Origin of the sequence: Clostridium sp. UBA3061 (genome assembly GCF_002367465.1) — a bacterium.
GTDB lineage: Bacteria > Bacillota > Clostridia > Clostridiales > Clostridiaceae > Clostridium_J > Clostridium_J sulfidigenes.
Map to the genome: position 1 here is coordinate 152,693 of NZ_DFCF01000007.1, position 19,787 is coordinate 172,479.

Below are 19,787 nucleotides of genomic sequence, written 5' to 3' on the forward strand. Positions count from 1 at the left end.
AGTGGATGCCAACTTATTTTATTATATATTTAATTTTAATGTTTATATAATTAAATATAAATTCAACTTAGGATGTGATAATTTTGGAAGATTTAAAAAATAAAGAAAAAATGAGAAAAAAAAGAAGAAAAAAGCATTTACCAATAAAGATATTTATCGCTTTGGTAATAGCACTTGTTTTATTATTAGTTACTGGGTGGTTATATGGAAATAATCTACTGTCTAAAATAAAAAGAACTGAAATTAATGAAAATGATCTTGGAATAAAAGATGAAGTTAATGAAAAAATTCAAACTAATAATATTAAAGATATAGTTAATATAGCAATTCTAGGAGTAGATGAATCTGAGAATGATGCAGGTCGTTCTGATGCAACTATGATAGCAACCTTTGACCCTATTCATAAGAAATTAAAGATTACATCCATAATGAGAGACACCTATGCAGATATACCTGGTTATGGAAAAGATAAACTCAATCATGCCTATGCTTACGGTGGTCCTCAACTTTCAATAAAAACTCTAAATCAAGATTTTGGACTTAATATTAAAGATTATGTGAAAATTAATTTTGAAGAGCTCGAAGGACTTATAGATGCTATCGGCGGTATTGATATGAAAATGGAATATATGGAGAAGTACGAAGTTAATAACTATATAGAACGTTACTCTGAAGCCAGAAATATTACAGAGGAAAAACTAGTTATGGATGAGAAAACCGGAAAATATCATCTAACTGGATTCCAAACTCTGGGTTATTGCAGAATTAGAAGTATTGGTAATGGTGACTTTGATAGAACAGAAAGACATCGTAAGATTATGACTGAAATGTTTAATAAAATCTCTAAAGCCGGCACTGCAGAGCTTGCTTCCATGGCAACCAAACTATTGCCTTATGTAGAAACCAGTCTATCTAACAAAGAAATAATTAATCTAGCTACAAATGTACTTAACCTAGGAACTAAAAATATAGAACAAGAAAGATTCCCAAGAGATGAATATACTCATAACTCAAAAATTAATGATATATTCTACTTATGCTATGATGAAGATTATACCGAGGAGCAAATTCATGAATATATTTTTAATGATAGAAAAATGTGGCTAGAACCTAACCCAAAGGTATATAATCACGATGCTGAACACTCACATGGTAATGAAATATCAGATTATCAGAATACAAATACCGAAACTATAGCTCCTAATACCAATGTGGAAACAGAGGCTCCTACTCCGAGTAACAATGGCAATACTATTGAAAATAACACTAATGATACAGGTAACTCCTCAAATGGTGATGGTTCCAATAATGTTGATAACACTGAAGGTGAAAGAACATCTACAGATACCCCAGTGGAACCACCTACAGAAGGTACTGACCAAACAACTAATCCTTAATGGGAGGAAAATTTATGAATAAAGATAAAAAAATAAAGTCTAAAAAAAAATCTAAAGGATTAACCACTGGCAAAAAGGTACTTATTATAATAGCAACGATCTTAATATTTTCCTTATCAGCTTTAGGTAGCTATTTACTATCTATGGTTGGTAAATTAAACAATGTTGGTTTAGATGATTCAGACTTAGGAATAGAAAAATCTAAGAATACATCCTCTAAAATTAAAAATATAGTTTTATTTGGTATTGACCAAACTGAGGGAGATATTGGACGTTCAGATGCAATAATAATTGCTACTGTTGATTCTCTTCATAAAAAATTAAAGTTAACCTCTATATCAAGAGATAGTTATGTTAATATAGAAGGTCATGGATATGATAAATTAAACCACGCTTATGCTTATGGTCAAGAGGAACTTGCTATAAAAACTATTAATCAAACCTTTGGTTTAGATATTACAGACTATGCAAAAGTTAATTTTAACAACCTTAAAGATATTATAGATACTTTAGGTGGCATAGATATTACTGTAGAAGATTCTGAACTAGGGGATTTAAACGGAGTAATTTCAACTTCTGGTAGACAACATGTAAATGGAACTCAAGCCTTAGCATACTCTAGAATAAGAAAAAATAGTGGTGGCGATGATAGTAGAACTGAAAGACAAAGAATGTTACTTACAGAAATATTTAACAAAGTATCTACTGTAGGCATTCTTAAATTACCTTCGATGGTTAATGATATATTACCTCATGTTCAAACTAGTCTTTCAACTTCTGAAGTTTTAAGTCTGGGAACTAAGGTATTAACCTCTGGAATCACTGATATAGAACAACTAAGATTCCCACTTGCAGAACATAGTAAAGGTGATAAAATAAACAATATATATTATACTACCTTTGATGAAGAAATTACAAAAGAACAAATACAAAAATATATATATGAAGATATAAAGCCAGAAACATCTTCTAATTAATAAGAGCTACATGGATTAAATTCCATGTAGCTCTTGCTTTTATTGTGGTAAAAACTCTTTTATACTATTTAAAACAGCATCTTCTAATTTTAATAAATTCCTATCTGAAACTTCATTGTTCTCCCCAGTTACACCTAAGTATATTTTCATCTTAGGTTCTGTTCCTGATGGTCTTACTACAAAATAGCATCCATTGTAGAAGATGAATTTAATAACATTTGACTTTGGTAAATTTATAACTTCTTTACTAGAATCTTCAACATTAATCCTATAACTTAGTTTATAGTCTTCCTTAACAGATATTTCATAATCTCCAAAACTTCTTATATTCTCACTTCTGAAATACTCAATTATCTCTTTAATTTTTTCTTGACCATCCTTACCTTTTAGCTCTATGGATATTAACTTTTCTTTATAATATCCATAACTTTCATATAGTTCTATTAATCCTTCATATAAAGTCTTACCTATGGATTTATAATAAAGAGTCATTTCACATATTAAAGCTGCTGCTATAACTGCATCCTTATCTCTAACGAAATCCCCTGCTAAATATCCATAACTTTCTTCAAATCCTAATAAGAATTTATTATTACATGGAGCTTTTTCAAAGTTTCCAATAAGCTCTCCTATATACTTAAACCCTGTTAGAACTTCCTTAATCTGAACGTGAAATTTCTTGCATATAGGTTTTATCATATCTGTGGAAACTATAGTTTTAATTATAGTGCCTTTAGAATCTAAATTTCTTGTTTCTCTTAAGGATGATACTATATAATTAGTTAATAATACTCCTACTTGATTACCCGTAAGAACTCTATACTCTCCTTTATTATCCTTCACCACAGCCCCTATTCTATCGCAATCAGGGTCTGTACCAAGAATTATATCAGGATCAAAATCCCTTGCCATTTCTAAAGCTAGCTTAAATACTTTACTATCCTCTGGATTTGGATATGGTGCTGTTGGGAAAGCTCCATCTGGTAGTTCTTGTTCCTTAACTACTGCTACATTCTTATAATACAGTTCATCTAGTACTCTTCTTACAGGAATATTGCCAGTACCATGAATAGGAGTATATATTATTTTGAGATCCTTACCATGATTTTTTACTAGCTCTTTTCTTATGGTAAGCTCCTTAACTCTTTCTATATATGAAGTATATATTTCTTCCCCTATATAGTTAACTATTTTTTTTTCAACTGCTTCCTTAGTATCCATTACTGTAACCTGAGCAAAGGAATCAATATTATTTACAAAGGTTATAATTTCATTAGCTGATTCATCTGTAACTTGACATCCATCATCACCATAGACTTTATATCCATTATACTCTTTAGGATTATGTGAAGCTGTTAATACTATACCACCTTGACAGTTTAACTCTCTTACAGCATAAGAAAGCATAGGGGTAGGAGTAAGCCTATCATATAAATATACTTTTATTCCATTACCAGCTAAAACCCTGGCAGCATACTCTGAAAACTCCTTAGACATATGACGAGAATCATACGCTATTGCAACCTTTGGAGAAGTATATTTATCGTTTAAATAATTAGCAAATCCTTGTGTTGCCTTTCCTACAGTATATATATTTAACCTATTACTCCCTGCTCCAATTATTCCTCTTAATCCTCCTGTTCCAAACTCTAGATCTTTATAAAATCTATCTTCTAGTTCAGTTTCATCAATAATGTTTTTTAATTCTGCTCTAGTTTCATCATCAATTTCAGGTGAATTAACCCATAAATTATATTTATCTCTATAATTCAATTATACCCCTCCCTATTATATATTTTACGTTCCTATACTTTTATTTTTTTGTCTTTAAATATCATATCTTTCATACTTTTAATAGTATTTCTATATAAGAATAAAACTATTAATATAACTATAACTCCAATAATTACTGTAATAATAGAAAATTCCATAAAACTTGAATGTAAAGCAAGAATTGATATAGCTAATATAGATTTTGAGGTTCTCCCTATACTATAATCTACCTTATAAAGTCTTCTAGATATTAAAGTTCTTGCATAATAAAATACTATATATGCAATTCCTGTAGAAATACCAGCCCCCTTAACTCCTAACATTGGTACCAAAATACTATTTCCTATAACGTTAAATAGACAAGCTATTGAAGCTATTATTATGTGATATTTAGGTTTCTTTTTAAAATTTATACCTCCTACTGATACCTCTGACATTGTGTATAATACAGGCATAAATACTAAAAATGGCATTATGTAAGATGCAGATCTATACTTATATCCTAAAAGCAATACAATTACATCTTTAAACAATATTAGACCGATTCCCACTCCAAACATAAAAAAACTAACTATATCATTGATATTTGAAAAAAACTTTGTATCCTCTGGAGCTTTTTCGTACTTTTCAAAAGCCACTGGTATCCAAAAGGTTGCAAATGATGTCTGTAATATGTTTAATATGGCTATTATACTATTAGCTGAGCTATATATTCCAACTTCATAATCACCGTAAAAAGCTTTTATTGCCATCTTATCAGCAGATTGGAATAACCATGTAACCAATACTGTAAAAATTAATGGTATTCCGTATTTTAAGATATCTAATTGGGAATTTTTAAGTTTTTTATCTTTAATGTTCTTAAAGTTCCAACTATCTCTCTCAGTAAATATAGATATACCTGCTACTACAACATTAGAAATCAAGGTTGCATAAGCAAGAGTTAAGAAACTATTATTATATATCATAAAGAACAATGCTATAGACATAAGATAACTAAGTTTTTGCATTACCTGTAGCATAGAATATAGTCTTCCCTTTTGCTTCATTCTTACTGTCAAAAGTGAAAATCTGCTTATAGAAGCTAAAGTTATATTTAATATAAGTAATATTATAAAATTTGGATTATATTCAGATATTATATACTTTGATATAGGAATTTTAAATATAATTATTATAATTGATATTAATATATTTAATAAAAAAGGAATCTTTATACTTTCAAATAATAATTTATTTCTATTTACTTCATCCTCTTCATAAAAAAATCTTACATAAGATTGGTCTAATCCACAGGTTATAATTAACATAAGTATACTAGCATATAAATTGAACATTCCAAACTTACCATATTCCACAGGGTCTATTATCCTAGTTATAATTGGAGATGATATAAGTCCTATGATTAATACTAGCCAATTCCCTACAGAGAAAGATATAAACTTTCCAAGTAAAGAATTCTTTTTTATACCACTTAATTTTAAATTTAAATTACTCATAATTTTTAAACCTACTGATTCTCTAGAAGTTGATCCCCTGGTACATCTCTTAAAACTTTTGCTGGACTTCCAACTACTACTTTTCTAGCTGGTACATCCTTTGTAACTAAAGACCCCGCTGCTGCAAATCCTTCCTCTTCTACAATCTTACCTGGAAGTACTACTGCTCCAGCTCCAAGTCTACCACCATTTTTAATTGTAATACCTTTGAACTTTCCAAATCTCTCCTTTGAACGGGCTGCATAATTATCATTTGAAGTTACAACACAAGGTGCTATAAATACATAATCCTCCACAGTAGAATATGCAGTTAAATATACATTAGTTTGAATCTTACAATTTGATCCCACAACGCAGAAGTTTTCTACAGTTGAGCCTCTTCCTATAACTGTTTTTTCTCCTATAGTTACATTTTCTCTTATAGTTGCCATGTCTGCAATTAATGTTTTATCTCCTATGATTGCTCCTCTATAAATTATAGTAGTAGCACCGATTAAACACCCTTCTCCTATGGTGCAGTTTGGTAACTTCTCTTCATCTTTAAATATACTGTTTATTCCCCTCATCGGAGTTTTACCTATAACAGTATTATCATCTATCCTAACATTATCTTTTATTATAGTATCCTCATGAATAACTACATTATGACCAATAATGCAGTTATCTCCTATAGTAACGTTATCTTCAATAACTGTAAATTTTCCTACCTTAACATTGGTACCAATGGTGGCTTTTTCCGATATATAATTCATAAATTACACTTCCTTTTTTTCTTTTAATTGATTTATATTGTCTTATGAATCATAAGCTTTGATACAAATCCATATATAACCTATTATGCACTCTATTTCTTATTCCTATCTAACAGATATATTATATCCTATTTCACAATTATGTTCTATAAAAATAAAACTCATCTCTATTTATATAAATAGAGAATGCTAAGATATTTTAATATACATTAACATTCTCTACTTATAAAACCTTTATATTTATGTTGATATTTTATATTAAACTCTACTACTTAGAAATGCACTCAAATTATTAGTAGTAGCCATATCTTTTCTTTCTAAATCTGTTGGTTGAAGCTTAATACCAAATACCTCTTCTATTTTTAGTAACACTTCTATAATTCCTAATGAATCTAATAATCCAGCCTCAAATAAATCTAAGTCTAAATCCTCTCTTATTTCATCAGTTCCAGTTACTTCTTCAAATATATCTAATACCTTTTCTTTCATTTAATTTTCCTCCTAAAACTTAATTTATCTAATTTTATTATACATTCTATATATTATATATTTATCAATATTATTAAATTTTTATCTTTATTTATGAGTAAATAAGTACCCTGAGAATAACAATAATCCAAAAGAAGCTACATGGAAATTAATTAAAACCTGAACTCTTTGAAACCATTTCTCTTTTTTATGTTTTTTATAAAACTTAGATTTTCTTTGTAATATATCTGTAAGTACCAAAACACTACCTTGATATATTCCATATATTATATAGAATACTTCTAATCCATGCCAAACTCCCATTATAAGCATAGTTATCATTTGAGCAAAATGAGATGCCCTAAATCTATCTTTAAATCTTTTCTTTCTCATAGAGTTTAAAAGAATTCTAGAGTATAGATAATCTCCAAACCACCTTGAAAGAGATATATGCCATCTTGTCCAAAACTCCTTCATATCCTTACTAAGAAATGGTTTGTCAAAATTCTCTGGTGTTTTAATACCAATAATATAGCTTGTACCCACTGCGAAAGAGCTATATCCCGCAAAATCAAAGAATAAATATAAACTATAAGCATACATATAGTTCAAACTATTTAAGAATGTTATATCCGTTGGAATTTTACTCATCCATAGAGTATTTATAATATACGCTATTACAAACTTATATCCTACTCCCCTAATTATTCTTTTCAATCCTTCAAATAAGTAATTATTTATATAATCCTCTTTCTCTATTTTAGTATTTATATTTTCTTCAAACCTTCTATACCTATCAATGGGACCTGAACTTAATGTTGGGAAAAATATAATAAAATATACTAAAGTAGAAAACTTAATTCCTTTTATAGTCCCATCATATATCTCTATAATTATCTGTATAGCCTTAAAGTTCAAATAAGATAATCCAATAAATCCTATAGGCCCATAGATTGATTTAACTGATACCTTTGTTATTATTATTGGTAACATTGATAAAAATAGTACTAAGTAATATATAAATTTATTATCTGTTCTATCCCGTATCTCTAAGTATGAATTGATTAATATGATTTCTCCTAGTAAAAACATTATAAATAATACAATTCCTACTGACTTTACTCCTATAATCACTCCTACCATAAATATGGATAATAATATACCATAGGGTTTTATATTCTTGCCCTTTATACCCAAGACTATAGCTGGAATAAGTGATAATAATAGTATATACAGATAGAAATAATCTCCATACTGTGTTAACTTTATCATTTTATTTCCTCCATAAGTCTTTTTCTATCTATTTTCCCATTAGTATTTATAGGGAATTGTTTTATTATCTTAATATTTCTCGGAATCATATAAGATGGTATATACTGCTTTAATTCATCTTTTATTAATATAGAGTTTCTAAGATTACTTAATCCGTTATCTTCATTTAATGTAACTGCACCCATTATATGAGATATCTTGTCATCCTTATATATAGGAAATACTGCACAGTTATTAACAATATTTACTCTTCTTAAATTATTTTCTATGTCTTCAAGCTCTATTCTAAATCCATTTAGTTTTATTTGGAAATCCTTTCTTCCGCAATAATAAATCATATTACCATCATAGTAAGCTAAATCTCCAGTTCTATAACCTCTAAGTAGTTTACCTTCTATATCTTCGTTGAAAAATACCTTTTTAGTAATTTCCTCATTCTTAAAATATCCCTTACTTATGCTATTTCCAATAGCTAGTAATTCTCCTTTTTCTCCTTCTGTCACAGTATTACCATTTTCATCTACAATTTTAAGAATAGCACCCTCCATTGGATATCCTATTGGTATTTCTCTACTATCTTCAATCATTTCTTCATTTACATCAACTGCTGATAATAATACTGTTCCCTCAGTTGGACCATATCCATTTATTATCCTAGCTCCAGGAAATCTTAACATAAGTTCTCTTACTAGCTTCTTAGATAATACCTCTCCAGCAAATACGAATGTGTTTAGTTTAGGCATTAATTCCTTATTAAAATTACTGTCTTTAATACATATTTCAGCCAATGCAGGTGTAGAAACCCATATCTTTATGTTTGAAGTCTTTAAAGCATTAAATAATCGTTTAAAGTCCTCTAGTGTATCTTTTGATAAGCTAAATAATGTTTTACCACAAATCAACCCTAAATAAATTGGTATTACTGATACATCAAATGAATAAGATACTTGATTCATAATCACATCATTCTCTTTATTTATTTTAAGAAATTTTTCAAACCAATTTGTAAAAGAGTCTATATTATTTTTAGTTATCTGCACTCCTTTTGGTAAGCCTGTACTACCTGATGTAAATAATATATAGGCATTCTCATTTTCTTTTAGCCAATTATCCGGAGATACTATAGATCCCTTATATCTTTTTATTTCTGTTAACATTTCTTCTTTACTAAAAACATTATCATTATCTATAAGACTATTTGTAAAATTTACTATAACTTTAGGATTCACCTCGTTTATTACCTGATTAACTCTTTCTATAGGAAACGTTACATCCAAAGGAACATATGCTCTACCAGATTTCAATGCTCCTACAATTAATACTAGTATAAGATTATCCTTATTACCGTAAATAACAATAGGTGACTTATCATCTCTATACTTTTCTATCATGTATGCTGCAAATTCATCAGAAAGCTTGTCTAGCTCTTCATATGTAAGTTTTTCTTCATCGCAAATAACTGCCATTTTTTTATCTATTGAATACTCTCTTATTTTAAGTAATAAATTCACTTTTGTTACCACCTTTATATTAATCTTTAAAATGATTACTCATTTCTTCTGATACATTTAGCCAGCCTTTCCATCCTAAATGCATTACATCAGTTAAATAATACTTTTCATATTCATGCTTTTGTAAGTTTAATACATCAAAATTATTATCTTTAGCTATACTTTCTAATTTATTATAAAACTGTGTTCTTTCCTCCTCTAAAATTCCTGTATAATCATAATACCAACCATTTACATTCATTAAAATTATATATGGTTTAATGCCTAAATCCTTACATACACTTAGTAGAAACTTAAAATCTTCAAATTCTGCTGAATCTAAAATATCTATATCTTTATATGCATTTTTAAGACTAGACTCTTTATCTTTTAAATATTTATTGTAATATTCATCAGATGCATTAAACATATTATTAGAAACCTTCTCCATACCCTGGCTCTCAGCAATTTTATACTGCTCCTTAAAGTCTATTGATTTTACAGTATTAACATTAGATTTGTCTGGTAGTGATTTCATCTCTTTTAAAAGAGCAATCTTATCTCTAGTTTCAAGTAACTTCTGTTTTGTTTTAAAATAAGGTAGAAGACAATTATATTTTACTTTATCAATGAAAGTTTCTCCTATAAATAATTCTGCATAGACTCTCTCCTCTTGATATATATCAGAGTCTTTTAACAAAGTAGCAACTCTCTTTGCTAAATATGTTTTATTTTCCTTTGATATTTTAGGATTATTTAGAAACTGATAGAATTGCAAATCAGAAAATAATGGAATAAATTTTTCACTACCTATGCCATCCTTATTCCAAAACCATTGTAGCGAAGCTACCAATGCTACCTTAGAATTATTATAATTGTCACCTCCACCTAGCATAATTGCATGTTGAAGATCTTGAACATGTGCACTTCCAAATATACTTATGTCATATTTACTATCATTAAACGGAAATAAGTTAACAGGATTTTGTGGAACAGGATTGTTTAATTCTGATGATCCCAATAGCATTAAATCATTGTTTTCTAAAGATATATCTCTAAATTCAACTCCATTTTTCTTAATATCTCCACCATAAGCATGCTTAATGGTTGCTAAATCTTTACTACTTTTTAATTGTTCAATTTCTCTGTTTACTATTAAATTAAATATAGAAATAAATATTATTGCTACTATTATTGGTATAACTATAATAAATGATTTTTTCATAACTTCCTCCTACTAGAACTGATTATAAATAAATGGTATTTCCTTAGCTTCTTGAAGTACATAAAGTAAATACGCGCTAATTAAGAATAAAGTTAACATAATCATTGCTAAGATCTCACCTTTATTTAATTTATACTTCTTAAAAAATTTCTTCATATTATCTACCACCTAATTTCCTATTTTATATGAATATATAAAATTATATTTTAATCAAGAATTATAAGTAATGTGTTTATCTAATTCCTTAAAACAATTTTACATACTTAGTATTTTACTACAATATATATAATATAATCAATATAATGTATTATTTTATAACTTTTAATAAATAAGATTTATTAACTTTATTAACAATATAAAAATTGACCTAAGACTAACTATCTTAAGCCAATTCTTAACTATATCCCAGATTCATGAATATATGACGGTACTTTTGGATTAGATGTTAATCTTATAAATAATTTACTTACCGATTTATAACCTATCCCTTCTCTTATCATATCTTTATTATCTAATTTATACTCACTACATGCATTAAGAACTTTTTTCTTTTCTTCATTATTATCTGCAACACTTTCTATTAATTGATGTCTTGAAATTCCTGAGATTTTATCCTCTCTAGCTAAAAATCTACAATCTTTTATAAGTCCATTTACATACAAACTGTTAACTGTATTTCCTGTAGCTATGTGTTGCAGATGGGTTTCATATTTATAACTATGGGTAATGTGTGTTACATTTTTAAAGGTATTTTCAAAATACAATACAGTATCTTTTAAAAGTTCGTTATTTATTTTATCTTCTGGTTGATTTAGAAATACTACATTTTCTAATTTTACCCCTAATCTACCTATTGCTGCTTTAAATTCATTGTATCTTAAATTTACCTTCTGCTCATGTGTAAGACCCTTGTATCTTTCGTAATTAAATACGTTAGATCCACTTCCATCTGTAACTAGAACCATATAAACATTGTTACTTCCTACAGACTTTATAGCATCTATTACAGTGCTTCCCCCAAAAATAGTTTCATCATCTTGATGTTGCACATAGAATACCACTTTATCTCCGTATAAATAACTCTTAGCACGACTTATAGCAATATCACTTATATTTCCTAAAACAGTAGCACTGTTAGCACCTGCAATTATACTCTTATCCGAATCATCCGAAACTAAAACTACAGGTTCCTTTAATACTGAAGCTGTTAATGCATCAACTAATACATGGGACTTGCTTAAATTAACATGACTTTTATCGTGGAAAAATTGATTAATAACATTCCTATTAGTATCAAATCTATCTATTCCATCAACTCTAGTAGAAAAACTATTAAAATTAGCGCTCATAACTCCAGTACCACCTATAGAGTAAGCTTGTACATTTTTTCTATACTTAGTTGAATTACCATCTGTTAAGATTACAGGATTTCCTTTCCTTGCTGCTACTGGTGCTATACTCATAGCATCAGCTTCTCCATTAATTCCATTTACATAATATATTGCTTCTATATCATTTATTTCTTCAATTTTATTTGCTATTAAAATAGATGTATCATATCTATCTTTTCCACCAATCCTTATAGCCTTTTTACCCATCTCGGTTATCTTTGACTCTATATTGGAGGAAATTACGCCCTTTCCACCTACAATGTATACAGTACTTGCTTTTTTCAGCCTGTTAAGCGTTACTTCTGGTAGGCTATTGGATTGAGTCAGTAAGATTGGAGAGTTTACTGCACCACTTAACCCACTAGCAGAAAGTCCATCTGCTAATGAATTTCCATTAACTAAAATAACAGAAGAATATTGCATTTTAGATGCAATAATAGATGCTGTTTCATACCTATCTATACCACAAATATAGTCCATATCTATTCCATATGCACTCATTATATTGAATGTTAACAATATAAATAAACAACCTAATATCTTTGTCCAACATCTTATCATATCAACTTCCTCCAAATATCGATAAATTATCAGTATAATACTATTATTATATCATATATTTACAAGTTACATCATAATTTTCCTATATTGACTTGTTTCATTTAAACAAAGAGCAAAACATAATAAATATATTTTGCTCTTTCCTTTATGCTATTTCTTCATTACTATCTTTATTATTCTCTTCAAATCTGAATTGCCCATAAGCAAATCCTTTAAACATATCAAAAGTTAAATCATTAACTTTCTGATCTTCTTCAATCCAATTAGTAAATAATTTAAATGGTTCTTCACTAAAATATTTTGAATTTACTCTTGGGAATCCTTCTAATAGATTAAATCCTTCTTCCATAGCCCTTTTCACTTCTTCTAGATTATATCTAAAGTAGTATCTATGGTCACTATTTAAAATCTCCCCTATTACAAAACTATTGTTCTCTTCACTTTTCCATATAAGATTAATTTTATTACTCATTATAATCTCCTCCTTCTCTCAGTCTTCTTATAGTTAAAATATTTTCTTCATCATAAAATTTTATTATAATCCTTTTAATACCACGTTAAAATATCTTCTTTATTAATTCTATGTTTTTATTATTATATTTATTTCTATTTTAAATAAAATAAATTTCATGGGTATAAATACTTAATTCTTTAACCAATAATTAAACCTTTATTAGTATATAACTATGTGACCCTAATTTCAAATATATTTATCATCACTATTATATTTTTACCAAATTTTATTTTTCAATGCTTAACCTATTGCATAAAAATTAAATGATGCTATAATTAGTTTTGGTTAAAAAATTAACAATGTTATGAAATTAGGAGGGATTTTATTGTTTACTTTTGATACATCGTTAAAAAAGATTAAGCATGAGGTTCTAAAACAAATTGTCCTTTTATCTATTAATGATAATCTAAATACCAAAGAAATATTCAATATTCATAAATTTATAGTTGATAAAGATACTCCTGCATATAGATGCTGTATTTTCAAAGAGCGTGCCATAGTAAATCAAAGAGCTAAACTGGCTGCTGGATATATGCCTATAGGGGATGAATATAGTGATCTTATTGATATTAAAAATAACGAACAAATTATGTACGTCATAGAGGCTGCTTGTGATAGATGCCCCATAGACAAATATACAGTTACAGAGGCTTGTAGAGGTTGTATTACTCATAAATGTAAGGAAGTATGTCCTGCTAATGCCATGATGACTGTAGGTGGTAAATCATATATAAATCAAGAGTTATGTAAAGAATGTGGACTTTGTAAGAAAATTTGCCCTTACAATGCTATATCCGAAGTTCGTCGTCCTTGTAAAACTTCATGTCCAACTGGAGCTCTCAAGGTAGATGAAATCACTAGACGTGCTATTATTAATGAAGATGACTGTATTCAATGTGGAGCTTGTATGACAGCTTGTCCTTTTGGTGCTATATCTGATAAAAGTCTTGTAGCTCCTGTATCTAAAAAATTATATCAGAAAAAGCACAACATGATTGCAATCGTTGCCCCATCAATTTCAGGTCAAATGGGCAATAATGTTTCAATAGGTCAAATTAAATCTTCATTGAAAGCTATTGGATTTTCTGATGTGTTTGAAGCATCTTGTGGTGCAGATATGGTAACAATGCACGAAGCTAATGAATTTGTAGAGAGAATGGAAAATGGACAAAATTATATGACTAATTCTTGTTGTCCAGGCTTCTTTAGCTACATTGAGAAAAAGTTTCCTACTGAGGTTTCTCACATCTCCAATACGGTATCTCCAATGATTGCAATGGGACGTGCTATAAAAAATGAAACTCCTGATGCTAAAATAGTATTTATCGGTCCATGTACAGCTAAGAAAGCTGAAGCTAAAAGACCGGATGTAGCTGGAGTTATTGACTACGTGCTAACCTTTGAAGAGCTTTGTGCTATATTAGATGCTTTCAATACCAATCCTGAAAACTGCAGTGAAGAGACCCTTGAAGATGGCTCAACTTTAGGTAGGGGCTTTGGTATGGCTGGTGGACTTACTGCTGCTATAGAAAATTATGTTAGCACAGAAAATATTAATATAGAATTTAAACCAGTAAAAGTTTCAGGTTCTACAGAAATAAAAAAAGCTTTAAACATGGCAAAAATAAATAAACTACAAGGTAATTTTATTGAAGGAATGATGTGTAATGGTGGATGTATAAATGGTGCTGGAGTCTTTTCAGATCCTATGACCACTAAGGGAACCTTTATTAAAGAAGGTAAAAGTTCATCTATAAAAAATGTATCTGATAATAAGGCTAATAAACTTATGGGGAAAGTATCCTTAGATAGATAAACAATAAAAAAGTGGATTTTAAAATCCACTTTTTTATTGTTTAAATTATTTTATATTTAATTCTATTTATTTCTTACAAGAATCTCTTTCAACTATGTTATATGGTAATCTATAATAAGTCTCTTCAACTGGAATTTTATTTACAAGCTTTATAAGAAGTCTCATTCCCACAGAGCCCATATCGTATAGGGGACGAGAAACTGTAGTAAGCTTAGGATAAAATACTCCTGATAATGCTATATTATCAAAGCCTATAACATTTATATCTTCTGGTACCCTAATTCCTTTTTCTCTTAAAGCATTTATAACTCCAAGAGCTGATTGATCACTTCCACATAAAACTGCATCAACCTTATTATCTTTTATAATATGAGTGATTCCTTCAAAGCCGTCCTCATATTTTAAACTTCCAAGATAAACTAGTTTTTCATTGAAACAATTCTCTTCATCCATGGCGTCTTTATAGCCATGATACATCTTTTTATATTCAGTAGCATTTTCTTTAATGTATCCTATATATGCTATGTTTTTATTATTTTTTGAGAATAAATAATTTACAGCATCATAGGCAGCAGTATAACTATCTATACCTACACTAGGAACATCCCCTTCATCATCCATAGCACCTATTGATACTACAGGAGTGCCAACAGATTTTATAGCTGCCTTTATCTCTTTATCTAGACGGTCTCCCATATATATTATACCGTCTACCATCTTCTCTCTTAATATATTAAAACTTTCTTTTTCTCTACTCTTGTCTAGATCAGTATTACATAACATTATATTATAATTATAAATACTTGCTAAGTCCTCTGCCCCTCTTACAATCTCAGGGTAAAGGGAATTTGATATATCTGGTATTATTATACCAATTGTGCTTGACCTTTGAGTCTTTAAGCTTCTTGCTAAAATATTTGGTCTATAATCTAACTTGTCTATTGCATCTAGAACTCTTTGCTTTGTCTCTTGATTAACTACATCTATATCATTTAGTACTCTTGAAACTGTTGCAATAGAAACATTTGCTTCTTTTGCTACATCTTTAATTGACGCTGCCACTATATATCACCTCTCTTATTATTCTGCATATTTTTTAATACATATATACCTTATTTATACTATAAAGTAAAGTATAATTATAAAGTTTAGATGGAGCAATCTATTATCATATTAACTCCATCTAAACTACTTAATATTTTAATTTAACATATTATTACTAAACTCTTTCTACATGTAACAATAACTTTTCACCATTAATTTTAACTTCATTTATAGCCTTATCACTATTATAGGCTACGGTTAATGCTAATGTATCTTTCTTTATTTGATTTTCAAACTTTCTTATTACATTCTCTAAGACTTCATTTCCAGCAAAGTATAAGTTTATCTTGTCTGAAACTTCAAATCCTGTTTCTTTTCTCATGTTTTGTATTTTGCTTAGAACTTCTCTTATGTGACCTTCTTCTCTAAGTTCTTCTGAAATATTTGTATCTAATACTACACCTATTTCACCTTCTCCAGCAAAAGCAAATCCTTCTAAGCCCTGCATTGTTACAAGTAGATTTTCTTTATTTAACTCTATTTCAGTTCCATCTACATTTATTGTAACCACATTACCATTATTTACTCTTTGTGCAAGATCCATTTGATTCATTGAGGCTATACCTTTTCTGATTCCTGGAATCATTTTTCCGTAAGCCTTTCCTAGTACTGGAAGATTAGGTTTTATTTCAAAGTTAACATATTTAGAAAGGTCTGATCCTAGTTCTACTTGTTTAATATTAAGCTCATCCTTAACTATGTCTCCATAATATTCTGGAAGTGAGTCTACAGATACAAGCATTTTTCCAAGTGGCTGTCTATTCTTAATATTAGCCCCATTTCTTGCACTTCTTCCAAGCTTAACTATCTTATACGCCTTATCCATTTCATCTTCTAATACCGCATCTACATCAGCTTTAACGTATTCTGGCCATTTACATAGGTGAACACTCTCTTCTGCATCCTTATCAAAAGCAACAACAAGATTTTGATATAACTCTTCAGTTATAAATGGTATAAACGGTGCAGCTATTTTAGAGAATGATACAAGTACTCTATATAAAGTCATGTAAGCACCTATCTTATCCTCTGTAAGCTCTTCACCCCAGAATCTTGCTCTGTTTCTTCTAACATACCAGTTAGATAATTCATCTACAAAATCTTCTAGTTCTTTAGCTCCTTGAGTTATTCTGTAGTTTTCTAAATGCTCATCTATATTTTTAACTAATGTATTCAGTTTAGACATCATCCATTTATCCATTACATTTTCTGATTTAAAATCTTTATAATCTATTGGATTAAAATTGTCTAATTCTGCATATAGAACATAGAATGAATACACATTCCATAGAGTTCCTATAAATTTTCTTTGAGCTTCTATAACAGCCTCTTCATAGAATCTTGATGGAAGCCATGGTGCACTACCAGTATAGAAATACCATCTTAAAGCATCTGCGCCTTCATTTTCAAGTACTGTAAATGGACTAAGTACATTTCCTTTATGTTTAGACATCTTAAGTCCATCTTTGTCTAAAACGTGTCCTAGTACTATACAATTTTCAAAAGGATTATTCTCAAACACAGTTGTAGAAATAGCAAGAAGTGTATAGAACCATCCTCTTGTTTGGTCTACAGCTTCAGAAATAAACTGTGCTGGGAAGTTTGCTTCAAATAGTTCTTTATTTTCAAAAGGATAGTGATATTGAGCAAATGGCATTGAACCTGAGTCAAACCAACAGTCTATAACTTCTTCAACCCTTGTCATTTCTTTTTGACAGTGTGGACAAGTAACCTTAACCCTATCAATATATGGCTTATGGAGCTCTATACCATCTGGTACACTTACACCTTTTTCCTTAAGTTCTTCAACACTTCCTATTAACTCTCTGTGTCCACATTCACATTCCCAAATTGGAAGTGGAGTACCCCAATATCTATTTCTAGAAATTCCCCAGTCAATTACATTCTCAAGGAATTTACCCATTCTACCTGTTTTTACATTGTCAGGCATCCAATTTATTTTATTATTATTTTGAATAAGTTGATCCCTTACTGAAGACATTCTTACAAACCAACTTTCTCTTGGATAATAAAGAAGTGGCGTATCGCATCTCCAGCAATGTGGATATGAGTGTGTAAACTTCTCACTTTTATAAAGAATATTATTTTCTTTTAAATAAGCTAAAATCTTCTCATCTGCTTTTTTTACAAATATTCCAGCCCAAGGAGTTACTGCTGGAACAAAGTTACCTTCCCCATCTACTAGATTAATCATAGGAAGACCATATTTCTTTCCTAATTGATTATCGTCATCTCCATAAGCAGGTGCTATATGAACTATTCCAGTACCATCTGTTAATGTTACAAAGTCTCCATGAACTATATAAAATGCTTTTTCTTCAGGCACTTCGAACTTAAACATTTGCTCATATTCTTTTCCAAGCAATGTTTCTCCTTTAAATTCAGATACTACTTCATATTCGCCTCGAAGTTTGTTTAAAAGAGTTCTTGAAAGAATTAGATATTCACCTTCATGTAAAACTTCTACATAATCATAAGATTTATTAACAGCAAGAGCAACGTTACTTGGTAATGTCCAAGGAGTTGTTGTCCATACTAATACATATTTGTCCTCATCTTTTAGTTTAAATTTTACATAAGCTGAGCTATCCTTTACATCTTTATAACCCTGTGCTACTTCGTGAGATGATAAGGTAGTTCCACATCTTGGGCAATAAGGCATTACTTTGTGTCCTTTATATAATAAATCCTTATTCCACATTTGCTTTAAAGCCCACCATACTGATTCTATATAATCATTGTGATAAGTTACATATGGATTTTCCATGTCAACCCAGTAACCAAGCCTTTCAGACATTTCTCTCCACATTTCAACGTAAGAGAATACACTATCTTTACATTGAGTAACAAATTCTTCTACTCCATACTTTTCAATCTCAGGTTTTCCTGAAATTCCAAGTTTCTTTTCAATTTCAAGTTCTACTGGAAGACCATGAGTATCCCATCCAGCTTTTCTTAAAACCTTATAACCTTTCATAACTTTATATCTTGGGATTATATCTTTCATAACTCTAGTTATAACGTGACCTATGTGTGGTTTACCATTAGCTGTTGGTGGACCATCATAGAACGTAAAATATTCACCTTCATCATTTAAGTCGAAGTTCTTTTGTATTACGCCTTTTTCTTCCCAAAGCTTTAACATATCTTTCTCAATGTCCATAAAAGACTTTGAGTTATCAATTTTCTTATACATATATTTTTCCTCCTTACATAGTTTATCTGTACCATTTCTGGTTAATCTCATGGAATCATTTAAATATTGTTAAGTAATTATAAGGTAAAATTAATTTAATAGTATCTAGCCTTAATTTTATCCATAGCATTAATTAATTAATCTCATATATCATGGATAAAAATTAAAACTCCGCCCTACTAAGGACGAAGTTACTTCGCTATACCACCTACAGTGTTAATAATTTCGGATACTAACATATCCTATTCCTTAACGCAGAAATACGGAAAAACTTACTAAATTTCAGTTCTCAGCTCCTAGGTGATCTTCCTCTAATTATTCACTATGGGTT

The 19,787-nt window shown here is 29.4% G+C and carries 15 protein-coding genes and 1 other annotated feature (1 of these 16 cut by a window edge); of the genes, 3 read left to right on the forward strand and 12 right to left on the reverse strand.

What is annotated here, in order from left to right; translation table 11 throughout:
- Window positions 1–83: 83 nt before the first annotated feature.
- Complete coding sequence (locus B2P65_RS06175) at window positions 84–1,397, forward strand: LCP family protein (protein WP_346877510.1); 1,314 nt, start codon at window positions 84–86, stop codon at window positions 1,395–1,397.
- Window positions 1,398–1,411: 14 nt separating this feature from the next.
- A complete protein-coding gene (locus tag B2P65_RS06180) occupies window positions 1,412–2,374 on the forward strand; it encodes an LCP family protein (protein ID WP_346879777.1) in 963 nt (320 codons plus the stop codon).
- A gap of 39 nt (window positions 2,375–2,413) precedes the next feature.
- On the opposite strand, the gene B2P65_RS06185 is transcribed toward B2P65_RS06180, so the two are convergent.
- The 10 genes from B2P65_RS06185 to B2P65_RS06230 all read right to left on the reverse strand — a co-directional run bounded on the left by B2P65_RS06185 (window position 2,414) and on the right by B2P65_RS06230 (window position 13,277).
- Window positions 2,414–4,147, reverse strand: a complete 1,734-nt coding sequence (locus tag B2P65_RS06185; RefSeq protein ID WP_346877508.1) for a phospho-sugar mutase — start codon at window positions 4,145–4,147, stop codon at window positions 2,414–2,416.
- Window positions 4,148–4,179: 32 nt separating this feature from the next.
- A complete protein-coding gene (locus B2P65_RS06190) occupies window positions 4,180–5,646 on the reverse strand; it encodes a lipopolysaccharide biosynthesis protein (protein WP_346877507.1) in 1,467 nt (488 codons plus the stop codon).
- Window positions 5,647–5,657: 11 nt separating this feature from the next.
- On the reverse strand, window positions 5,658–6,398 hold the full coding sequence (locus B2P65_RS06195) for an N-acetyltransferase (RefSeq protein ID WP_346846964.1): 741 nt from the start codon (window positions 6,396–6,398) through the stop codon (window positions 5,658–5,660).
- 258 nt (window positions 6,399–6,656) lie between these two features.
- Window positions 6,657–6,887 (reverse strand): D-alanine--poly(phosphoribitol) ligase subunit DltC, encoded by a 231-nt coding sequence (dltC, locus tag B2P65_RS06200; protein ID WP_346846963.1) that lies wholly within the window; start codon window positions 6,885–6,887, stop codon window positions 6,657–6,659.
- An 87-nt stretch (window positions 6,888–6,974) separates the two neighbouring features.
- The gene (gene dltB, locus B2P65_RS06205) at window positions 6,975–8,135 is read right to left on the reverse strand and encodes a D-alanyl-lipoteichoic acid biosynthesis protein DltB (protein ID WP_346878117.1); all 1,161 of its coding nucleotides are present in this window, start codon (window positions 8,133–8,135) and stop codon (window positions 6,975–6,977) included.
- Entirely contained in the window at window positions 8,135–9,649 is a 1,515-nt protein-coding gene (gene dltA / locus B2P65_RS06210) for a D-alanine--poly(phosphoribitol) ligase subunit DltA (protein ID WP_346879778.1), read from the reverse strand. The genes dltB and dltA overlap by 1 nt, the downstream gene beginning before the upstream one ends.
- A gap of 19 nt (window positions 9,650–9,668) precedes the next feature.
- Entirely contained in the window at window positions 9,669–10,853 is a 1,185-nt protein-coding gene (dltD, locus tag B2P65_RS06215; RefSeq protein WP_346846961.1) for a D-alanyl-lipoteichoic acid biosynthesis protein DltD, read from the reverse strand.
- Window positions 10,854–10,865: 12 nt separating this feature from the next.
- Window positions 10,866–11,009, reverse strand: coding sequence for a hypothetical protein (locus B2P65_RS06220; protein ID WP_346846960.1), 144 nt, complete (start codon window positions 11,007–11,009; stop codon window positions 10,866–10,868).
- A gap of 242 nt (window positions 11,010–11,251) precedes the next feature.
- A complete protein-coding gene (locus tag B2P65_RS06225; RefSeq protein WP_346879779.1) occupies window positions 11,252–12,805 on the reverse strand; it encodes a cell wall-binding repeat-containing protein in 1,554 nt (517 codons plus the stop codon).
- Between the two features lie 145 nt (window positions 12,806–12,950).
- Window positions 12,951–13,277, reverse strand: coding sequence for a hypothetical protein (locus tag B2P65_RS06230; protein ID WP_346878028.1), 327 nt, complete (start codon window positions 13,275–13,277; stop codon window positions 12,951–12,953).
- Window positions 13,278–13,644: 367 nt separating this feature from the next.
- On the opposite strand from B2P65_RS06230, the gene B2P65_RS06235 reads away from it, so the two are divergent.
- Window positions 13,645–15,135 carry a 4Fe-4S dicluster domain-containing protein gene (locus B2P65_RS06235; RefSeq protein ID WP_346878027.1) on the forward strand — a complete coding sequence of 497 codons (1,491 nt, stop codon included), beginning with the start codon at window positions 13,645–13,647 and terminating at the stop codon, window positions 15,133–15,135.
- A gap of 66 nt (window positions 15,136–15,201) precedes the next feature.
- Here the strand turns inward: B2P65_RS06235 and B2P65_RS06240 are convergent, their stop codons facing one another.
- On the reverse strand, window positions 15,202–16,197 hold the full coding sequence (locus B2P65_RS06240) for a LacI family DNA-binding transcriptional regulator (RefSeq protein WP_035130868.1): 996 nt from the start codon (window positions 16,195–16,197) through the stop codon (window positions 15,202–15,204).
- A gap of 157 nt (window positions 16,198–16,354) precedes the next feature.
- Window positions 16,355–19,456: an isoleucine--tRNA ligase gene (gene ileS / locus B2P65_RS06245; protein ID WP_346879780.1), complete on the reverse strand. Its 3,102-nt coding sequence runs from the start codon at window positions 19,454–19,456 to the stop codon at window positions 16,355–16,357.
- 178 nt (window positions 19,457–19,634) lie between these two features.
- Window positions 19,635–19,787: a binding site (T-box leader), on the reverse strand; it runs 62 nt beyond the window's last position.

What these genes read in the sequence shown, in the direction of transcription:
- B2P65_RS06180 (WP_346879777.1), top strand. Translation starts at nt 1,412, where the DNA reads ATGAATAAAGATAAAAAAATAAAGTCTAAAAAAAAATCTAAAGGATTA.
- B2P65_RS06190 (WP_346877507.1), bottom strand. Translation starts at nt 5,646, where the DNA reads ATGAGTAATTTAAATTTAAAATTAAGTGGTATAAAAAAGAATTCTTTA.
- B2P65_RS06195 (WP_346846964.1), bottom strand. Translation starts at nt 6,398, where the DNA reads ATGAATTATATATCGGAAAAAGCCACCATTGGTACCAATGTTAAGGTA.
- dltC (WP_346846963.1), bottom strand. Translation starts at nt 6,887, where the DNA reads ATGAAAGAAAAGGTATTAGATATATTTGAAGAAGTAACTGGAACTGAT.
- dltD (WP_346846961.1), bottom strand. Translation starts at nt 10,853, where the DNA reads ATGAAAAAATCATTTATTATAGTTATACCAATAATAGTAGCAATAATA.
- B2P65_RS06220 (WP_346846960.1), bottom strand. Translation starts at nt 11,009, where the DNA reads ATGAAGAAATTTTTTAAGAAGTATAAATTAAATAAAGGTGAGATCTTA.
- B2P65_RS06225 (WP_346879779.1), bottom strand. Translation starts at nt 12,805, where the DNA reads ATGATAAGATGTTGGACAAAGATATTAGGTTGTTTATTTATATTGTTA.
- B2P65_RS06230 (WP_346878028.1), bottom strand. Translation starts at nt 13,277, where the DNA reads ATGAGTAATAAAATTAATCTTATATGGAAAAGTGAAGAGAACAATAGT.
- ileS (WP_346879780.1), bottom strand. Translation starts at nt 19,456, where the DNA reads ATGTATAAGAAAATTGATAACTCAAAGTCTTTTATGGACATTGAGAAA.